A 6,654-nucleotide genomic window follows, 5' to 3' on the forward strand; every position below is an offset into this window, starting at 1 on the left:
CCGCACGGACCGCTTGCCTGGAGCGCACTCCAAGCCGTTGGCTTGGGGACCATGAAGTACACGCAGCTGGGACGCACAGGACTCAAGGTCAGCCGGCTCGTCCTCGGGACGATGAACTTCGGTCCGCAGACCGACGAGGCCGACAGCCACGCGATCATGGACGCGGCGCTCGACGCCGGCATCAACTTCTTCGACACCGCCAACGTGTACGGCTGGGGCGAGAACAAGGGCCGCACCGAGGAGATCATCGGCAACTGGTTCGCCAAGGGCGGCGACCGGCGGGACAAGACCGTCATCGCCACCAAGGTGTACGGCAACATGGGCGCCGACGGCGAGGCCTGGCCCAACCACGACAAGCTCTCCGCCGTGAACATCCGGCGCGCGGTCGACGCCAGCCTCAAGCGGCTCCGGACCGACCGCATCGACCTGTACCAGTTCCACCACATCGACCGCGCCACCGGATTCGACGAGATCTGGCAGGCCGTCGACACGCTGGTCCAGCAGGGCAAGATCCTCTACGCCGGGTCCTCGAACTTCCCCGGCTACAAGATCGCCCAGGCCAACGAGACCGCCGCCCGGCGCGGCGGCACCATCGGCCTGGTCAGCGAGCAGTGCCTGTACAACCTGGCCGAGCGCCGCGCCGAGATGGAGGTCATCCCGGCCGCTCAGGACTACGGCCTCGGTGTCATCCCCTGGTCGCCGCTGCACGGCGGACTGCTCGGCGGCGTGATCAAGAAGGAGGTCCAGGGCGGACGCCGCGCCTCCGGCCGGGCGGCCGACGCCCTGGCCGACCCCGCGAAGCGGGCGCAGATCCAGGCCTACGAGGACCTGCTCGACAAGCACGGTGTCGAGCCCGGCGAGGCCGCCCTGGCCTGGCTGCTGACCCGCCCCGGCGTGACCGGTCCGATCGTGGGTCCGCGCACGGCCGAGCAGCTCGCGTCGGCGCTGCGGGCCGTGGAGCTCGAGCTGCCGGAGGAGCTGCTGACCGGGCTGGACGAGATCTTCCCGGGGCCGGGCCCGTCGCCGGAGGCGTTCGCCTGGTGACGGCGTGAACGGGGCGGCGGCCGCCTCACTGCTGCTCAGCCGAGCGCCGCCGCCACCGCCACCACGAGCATCATCAGTACGAGTACACCGGCCATGATCCGGTTACGGGTCTTCGGGTCCACGCCCCCGAGCCTAACCGGAGGCGCCGAGCGGCCAACGGCCGACCGTCTCGTAACGGGGCTGCTCGCCCGGCACGCCGGACCTCGGCAGGTTGCTGCGCACCAGCGCCAGGTCCGTGACGGTCCAGGCGGGGCTGGTGAAGCCGGCCAGGGCCTCGACGTACGGCCGCACGTCGTACGCCGTCCGGCCGCGGGCCACCGTCAGATGGGGCTTGTAGCGCCGGTGCTCGCCCATCTCGACGCCCGCCTTGCGCCCCGCCGACTCCGCGCGGTCGGCCAGCAGACGCAGGAGGGTGAGGTCCCCCTCCGCGCCCGCCCACAGTGCCCGTCCGTGCCCGAAGTGGCCGCCCCCGCGCAAGGCCAGCCCGAAGGGCTCGGTGCGGTGGGCGGCCCGCTCCAGGCGGGCCGACAGGTCCGGTACGAGGTCGTCGTCGACTTCCCCGTAGAAGGCGAGGGTGAAGTGCCAATCAGCGGCTCCGCCGCGGTGCCGGCCGGGGCGGCCGGTCCAGCGCAGTCCGTCCGCGCCGGGCAGCCTCCGCAGCGCGGCCACCTCGGCGGCGAGGGCGGCGGTGACGTCGTCCGGGGGCAGTACGGCGGCGAACAGTCTCATGGCGGCCAGTCTCCCTGGAGAACACGTGTACGTCCGCGCGTGTCCTGGTCACCGTGCGTATCGTTGTACCGCGCGGCTGCACTCGCGTCGGGGGCAGCCGGGGAGGAACGCCACGATGACCGTCCTTGACGACAGGATCGAGATGGCCGAGGAGAGCGCCGAGCTGACTCTGGACGTCATGTTCGAGTGGCTGGAGATGTTGCCCGTCCCCGAGGGGTACAAGACCGAGATCGTCGGGGGGCACGTCTTCATGTCGCCGCAGCGGCACCAGCACTTCGAGATCATCTTCGACATCCTGGAACAACTGCGCTCCAAGTACGCGCGTCGGCAGCTGGCGTCGGACGTGCGGATCGACTTCCCGGGCCGGCTGAACGGATTCGCATGCGATGTCGCGGCCATCGCCGAGCGGTCGGTGAGGGACGGCAGCGGCCACTGGCGCTACCAGGACATCGAGTTCGTCGCCGAGGTCATCTCGAAGGACACCGCGGCCAACGACTACGGCCCCAAGAGGGACGCCTACGCCACCGCCGAAGTCCCGGTCTACCTGATCGTCGACCCGTACACCGGCGAGTGGCACCTCCACACCCTCCCCAAGGACGGCACGTACCACGCCGCCGTCAGCTTCGGCTTCGGCGAGGACATCGACCTGACCGGCACCGTCGTCGGCCTCACCCTCAAGACCGACGACTTCCCCCGCGACTGACCCGGGGACCGGCTACGCCGCCGGCGCCAGCTCCTCCCGCCGCTCCCGCGGCACGAAGCGGACCTTGGGGTGCCCCCGGTGCCAGCCGACCGACAGCCGCAGGTTGCCGACGCGGGCCAGGACCAGGCCGATGACGATCGCGGCCGTGGCGGCCACGGCGCCGCCCGCGGCGAAGCCGATCCGGGCGCCGTAGGTGTCCGTGACCCAGCCGACGATCGGGGCGCCGACCGGGGAGCCGCCGAGGAAGACCATCATGTACAGGGCCATGACGCGGCCCCGCATGGCCGGGTCGGTGGACATCTGGATGCTGGTGTTGGCGGTGACGTTGACCGTCATGCTGCAGACGCCTATCGGGACCATCAGCAGCGCGAACAGCCACAGCTCGGGTGCCGCCGCCGCCACGATCTCCAGCGTGCCGAAGGCGAGGGCCGCCGCGATCAGCACGCGCAGCCGCGCCGTGCCGCGCCGGGCGGCGAGCAGCGCGCCGGCGACCGAGCCGACGGCCATGAGGGTGTTGAAGAGGCTGTAGGCGCCGGCGCCCGCGTCGAAGACGTCGTCGGCGAAGGCGGACAGGAAGACCGGGAAGTTGAAGCCGAAAGTGCCGATGAACCCGACCAGGGTGATCGTCCAGATCAGCTCGGGGCGTCCGGCGACGTAGTGCAGGCCCTCGCGCAGCTGGCCCTTGCCGCGCGGGGCGCGCTCGACGGCGTGCAGGTCGCGGGAGCGCATCAGCAGCAGGCAGGTGAGCGGCGCGACGAAGGACAGGCCGTTGGCGAGGAACGCCCAGCCGGTGCCCACGCCGGTGATCATCAGTCCGGCGACGGCGGGGCCGACCAGGCGGGCGGACTGGAAGTTGGCCGAGTTGAGGCTGACCGCGTTCTGCAGCTGGTCCCGGCCGACCAGCTCGGCGACGAAGGACTGGCGGGCGGGGTTGTCGACGACGGTGGCCAGGCCCATCGCGAAGGCGGCGACGTAGACGTGCCAGACCTGGACGTGGCCGGTCAGGGTGAGGACGGCGAGGAAGAGCGCGGTGACGGCCATCGCGGACTGGGTGACCAGCAGCGTGGGCCGCTTGCGCAGGCGGTCGACGAGGACGCCGCCGTAGAGGCCGAAGAGCAGCATCGGCAGGAACTGCAGGGCCGTGGTGATGCCGACGGCGGCCGAGGAGCCGGTGAGGCTGAGCACCAGCCAGTCCTGGGCGATGCGCTGCATCCACGTGCCGATGTTGGAGACGACCTGGCCCAGGAAGAACAGGCGGTAGTTCCTGACCTTCAGGGAGGCGAACATCGAGGTCTTGCGAGTCTTGCGAGGGGCGTCGGGAGCGGTCGGGTCGTCGTGGCCGTCAGGTGCGGGGGCGGAAGCTGCTCCGGGTCCCGTACTCAAAAGGGTTCGCCTCCTCGCGATTGCTGCTTACCGGTGTGCGAGCTTCTCCAGCACGGGGGCGGCGGCGCGCAGTTTCGCCCACTCGTCCTCGTCGAGTCCCTCGGCCAGCGTGGCCAGGAACGCGTTCCGCTTGCGGCGGCTCTCCTCGAGCATGACCACCGCCTGCTCGGTCTGCGTCACGACCTTCTGGCGCCGGTCCTCGGGATGTGGCTCCAGTCGGACCAGTCCCTTCGCCTCCAGGAGCGCCACGATGCGGGTCATCGACGGCGGCTGGACGTGTTCCTTGCGGGCGAGCTCGCCCGGGGTCGCGCTGCCGCAGTTGGACAGGGTGCCCAGCACCGACATCTCGGTGGGGCTCAGTGACTCGTCGACCCTCTGGTGCTTGAGCCGACGGGACAGCCGCATCACGGCGGAGCGCAGGGAGTTCACGGCGGCGGCGTCGTCGCCATGGTTGAGGTCCGGCATGTTCCTTAGCGTAACTCATTAGTCTCGCGAAATACCACCGCTCACCCGCCCGCGTGCCCGTGACGCCCGCCACTGAAACCCGAAGTTCACCCGTACGAGTGAGCAATTTCCGGAAAACGGAGCATCGTCCGGCCGGTGGGGGTGACCCTCGTGCCCATGGGGACCACTGTGCTCAGCCTGCGGATGGACGGGGAGCTGCTCGACCGGCTCCGGCACCACGCGGCGAAAAGAGGAATGAGCGTCCAGGACTATGTCGTCCGGACGCTCATCCGTGATGACTTCGACGAGCGGTTCCAGTCCGCCGTGGAGGAGACGGAGCGCTTCTACGGGGTCACCTGAGCCCCACCGGTCAGGCGCCGGTCACGCCGGTCAGGTGAGCCCCAGGGCCGGCATGAGGTAGTAGAAGGCGAAGACCGCGGACACCACGTACATGGTGACCGGGACCTCCCGGCCCCGCCCGACCGCCAGGCGCAGCACCGAGAAGGTGATGAAGCCCATGCCGATGCCATTGGTGATCGAGTAGCTGAACGGCATCATCAGCATCGTCACGAAGGCCGGGATCGCGATCGTGAAGTCGCTCCAGTCGATCTCCCTGATCGAGCCGGCCAGGATCAGGAAGCCGACCGCGACCAGCGCCGGGGTGGCCGCCTGGGAGGGCACCATCGTGGCGACCGGCGTGAGGAACAGGGCCACGGCGAACAGCGCGCCGCTGACGATGTTCGCGAAGCCGGTGCGCGCGCCCTCGCCGACGCCGGCCGTGGACTCCACGAAGCAGGTCGTGGCCGAGGCGGAGCTGGCACCGCCCGCGGCGACCGCGATGCCGTCGACGAACAGGACCTTGTTGATGCCCGGCATCTGGCCCTCGCCGTCGGTCAGCTTCGCCTCGTCGCTGACGGCCATGATCGTGCCCATCGCGTCGAAGAAGCACGACAGCAGGACGGTGAACACGAACAGCACGCCGGTCAGGACGCCGACCTTCTCGAACCCGCCGAACAGGCTGACCTCGCCGACCAGGCCGAAGTCGGGGGTGGCGACGGGGTTGCCGGGCCACTCCGGGGTGGTCAGACCCCAGGACGGGATGTCGGCGACCGCGTTGATGATCATCGCGACGACGGTCATCACCACGATGGAGATCAGGATCGCGCCGGGGGTCCTTCGGACGATCAGCGCCAGGGTGAGCAGCACCCCGAGGGCGAAGACCAGCACCGGCCAGCCCAGCAGATGACCGCCGGTACCCAGCTGGAGCGGGACGGTGGTCTGGGCGGCGTCCGGCATCCGGGTGATGAACCCGGAGTCGACGAGGCCGATCAGCATGATGAACAGGCCGATGCCGATGGCGATGGCCTTGCGTAGGCCGTAGGGCACGGCGTTCATCACGCGCTCGCGCAGGCCGGTGGCGACCAGCAGCATCACGACGAAGCCGGCCAGCACCACCATGCCCATGGCGTCCGGCCAGGACATCCGCGGGGCGAGCTGGAGGGCGACGACGGAGTTCACGCCGAGGCCGGCGGCGAGCGCGATCGGGACGTTGCCGATGACGCCCATCAGAAGCGTGGTGAACGCCGCCGTCAGGGCGGTCGCGGTGACCAGCTGGCCGTTGTCGAGCTGGTTGCCGTACATGTCCTTCGCGCTGCCCAGGATGATCGGGTTCAGCACGATGATGTAGGCCATCGCGAAGAAGGTGGCGAAGCCGCCGCGGATCTCGCGGGGCAGCGTGCTGCCGCGCTCGGAGATCTTGAAGTAGCGGTCGAGGCCGTTCTGCGGGGGCCGCCGGTCTTCCGGCGACTCGGGGGACGGGGGGACCTTGGCGGAGGCCGAGGTGGACATGCGGGACCTCATCACCAACAGGTTCCCCCACGGCCTTATTGGTGCTTCCTACGAATGAAAATGGTCAGAGACAAACGGATTCAGTATGAACGTATGAGCCACAGGATGCTATCTCCGCGCGTAGACCCGGGGTGGCGCCGTGCTGTCACCCCACCGGCGCCCTCTCGTAAGCTGTACGCATGACGAAGTGGACACCCACGCACGAGGCGCCGGAGCCCCTGGAGGGCCCCGTGGTCGCGACCATCGTCGGCGGCACCGTCCTCTGGTTCGTCCTCTTCCTCGTGCAGCTGCCCTTCTACGGCTGGTTCGACGACCGCGGGCACGCCTGGTGGGTGTGGACCTGCCTGGCCGGCGCCGGGCTCGGACTGATCGGCATCTGGTACGTGCGGGGGCGGGGGGGGGGGGGGGGGGGGGGGGGGGGGGGGGGGGGGGGGGGGGGGGGGGGGGAGGGGGAGGGGGGGGGGGAACGAACGAAGGGAAGGGAGACGAGGCCGACCGAAAAC

Annotated in this window: 7 protein-coding genes; 3 read left to right on the forward strand and 4 right to left on the reverse strand. The window is 70.1% G+C overall.

Features of this window, described 5'->3' with window-relative positions; all coding sequences use genetic code 11:
- Positions 1-51 precede the first annotated feature (51 nt).
- A complete protein-coding gene (locus ACZ7G3_RS21385) occupies positions 52-1,044 on the forward strand; it encodes an aldo/keto reductase (protein ID WP_470927541.1) in 993 nt (330 codons plus the stop codon).
- A 132-nt stretch (positions 1,045-1,176) separates the two neighbouring features.
- On the opposite strand, the gene thpR is transcribed toward ACZ7G3_RS21385, so the two are convergent.
- Positions 1,177-1,773, reverse strand: a complete 597-nt coding sequence (gene thpR, locus ACZ7G3_RS21390; protein ID WP_470927543.1) for an RNA 2',3'-cyclic phosphodiesterase — start codon at positions 1,771-1,773, stop codon at positions 1,177-1,179.
- 115 nt (positions 1,774-1,888) lie between these two features.
- Here thpR and ACZ7G3_RS21395 point away from each other — a divergent pair, with 115 nt between their 5' ends.
- Positions 1,889-2,476 (forward strand): Uma2 family endonuclease, encoded by a 588-nt coding sequence (locus ACZ7G3_RS21395; RefSeq protein WP_470927545.1) that lies wholly within the window; start codon positions 1,889-1,891, stop codon positions 2,474-2,476.
- A gap of 12 nt (positions 2,477-2,488) precedes the next feature.
- Here the strand turns inward: ACZ7G3_RS21395 and ACZ7G3_RS21400 are convergent, their stop codons facing one another.
- Both ACZ7G3_RS21400 and ACZ7G3_RS21405 read right to left on the reverse strand, forming a co-directional pair.
- Positions 2,489-3,859 carry an MFS transporter gene (locus ACZ7G3_RS21400; RefSeq protein ID WP_426596785.1) on the reverse strand — a complete coding sequence of 457 codons (1,371 nt, stop codon included), beginning with the start codon at positions 3,857-3,859 and terminating at the stop codon, positions 2,489-2,491.
- Positions 3,860-3,886: 27 nt separating this feature from the next.
- Positions 3,887-4,324, reverse strand: a complete 438-nt coding sequence (locus ACZ7G3_RS21405) for a MarR family winged helix-turn-helix transcriptional regulator (RefSeq protein ID WP_470927547.1) — start codon at positions 4,322-4,324, stop codon at positions 3,887-3,889.
- A gap of 150 nt (positions 4,325-4,474) precedes the next feature.
- Between ACZ7G3_RS21405 and ACZ7G3_RS21410 the strand changes: the two genes are divergently transcribed.
- Entirely contained in the window at positions 4,475-4,663 is a 189-nt protein-coding gene (locus ACZ7G3_RS21410) for a ribbon-helix-helix protein, CopG family (protein ID WP_426596913.1), read from the forward strand.
- Positions 4,664-4,693: 30 nt separating this feature from the next.
- Here ACZ7G3_RS21410 and ACZ7G3_RS21415 read toward each other — a convergent pair whose 3' ends face one another.
- The gene (locus ACZ7G3_RS21415; RefSeq protein ID WP_470927549.1) at positions 4,694-6,151 is read right to left on the reverse strand and encodes an NCS2 family permease; all 1,458 of its coding nucleotides are present in this window, start codon (positions 6,149-6,151) and stop codon (positions 4,694-4,696) included.
- Positions 6,152-6,654 lie beyond the last annotated feature (503 nt).

The organism is Streptomyces sp. NPDC037271 (assembly GCF_055603605.1).